This is a genomic window from Streptococcus intestinihominis, assembly GCF_046824975.1.
Taxonomy (GTDB): Bacteria; Bacillota; Bacilli; order Lactobacillales; family Streptococcaceae; genus Streptococcus.
This window is the reverse complement of record NZ_JBKQBL010000004.1, coordinates 261,668-263,156: the sequence shown is the minus strand read 5'-3', so window position 1 is coordinate 263,156 and position 1,489 is coordinate 261,668. Positions and strand designations below refer to the sequence as shown.

Sequence of the window (1,489 nt, the reverse complement as noted above, 5' to 3'; positions counted from 1 at the left end):
CAAGTCAGATGTAACCGATGAAGACCAACAACCAGTAGACAAAGACTACGATACAGTCGTAGACAACCGTCCGCAAGAGATTGAATTCGAAGGCAAGACTTATGAATTGGTTCCAGCAGGAAACTACACAGTCGGTGAAGTGGATGACCAAGGTCACCTCAAGTCAACAGACCCAACAACTGGTAAGGTTATCGAAGGTGATAAGAATGTAACGTATGTATACAAACTGAAGGAAACCCCAGCAGAGCCTAAGAAGGGTGAGGTCATCATCACTTACGTAGATGAAAATGGCAAGGAAATCGAAAAACCTCGTCAAGACACACCAAACTCACCTTATGACACACCATATAACACCACTGAGGAAGGTGAAAAACCTAACACTATCAAGACTCCAGACGGTAAGACCTACAAGATCGTACCGAAAGGTGACTACCCAGTAGGTAAAGTGGATGAAGATGGGCACTTGGAATCATCTGATCCAGTTAAAGGTAAAGTTGACAAACCTAAGTCAATCATCACTTACGTCTATAAAGAAGTGAAGGAAGAGCCTAAGGGTAACGTTTATGTTCACTATGTGGATACAGAAGGCAAGACTATCAAGTCAGATGTGACGGATGAAGACGCTCAACCAGTGGACAAAGACTACGACACAGTGGTAGACAACCGCCCACAAGAGATTGAATTCGAAGGCAAGACTTATGAATTAGTACCTGCAGGTAACTACACAGTTGGTGAAGTGGATGATGAGGGTCACCTCAAGTCAACCGACCCAACAACCGGTAAGGTCATCGAAGGTGATAAGAATGTCACCTACGTATATAAACTGAAGGAAACCCCAGCAGAGCCTAAGAAGGGTGAGGTCATCATCACTTACGTTGATGAAAATGGCAAGGAAATCGAAAAGCCTCGTCAAGACACACCAAACTCACCATATGACACTCCATATAACACCACTGAGGAAGGTGAAAAACCTAACACTATCAAGACTCCAGACGGTAAGACCTACAAGATCGTACCGAAAGGTGACTACCCAGTAGGTAAAGTGGACGAAGATGGGCACTTGGAATCATCTGATCCAGTTAAAGGTAAAGTTGACAAACCTAAGTCAATCATCACTTACGTCTATAAAGAAGTGAAGGAAGAACCAACTCAACCTAAGGGTAACGTTTATGTTCACTATGTGGATACAGAAGGTAAGACCATCAAGTCAGATGTGACGGATGAAGAAAATCAACCAGTTGATAAGGACTACAACACAGTGGTAGACAACCGTCCACAAACAATCGAAAAAGACGGTAAGACTTATGAATTGGTCCCAGCAGGCAACTACACAGTTGGTGAAGTGGATGACGAAGGACACTTGAAATCTACCGACCCTACTACAGGTAAAGTGATCGAAGGCGATAAGAATGTAACGTATGTTTACAAACTTAAAGAAACTCCAGACAAGCCTGTAGAGCCAACCCCAGACAAGCCTGTAGAACCAACT

1 protein-coding gene is annotated in these 1,489 nt (G+C 43.5%); it reads left to right on the top strand.

Translation table 11 applies throughout. From position 1 onward, the window contains the following. The coding region (locus ACLOR3_RS08155) for a MucBP domain-containing protein (RefSeq protein ID WP_412037129.1) at window positions 1-1,489 on the top strand (1,489 nt) is incomplete at both ends.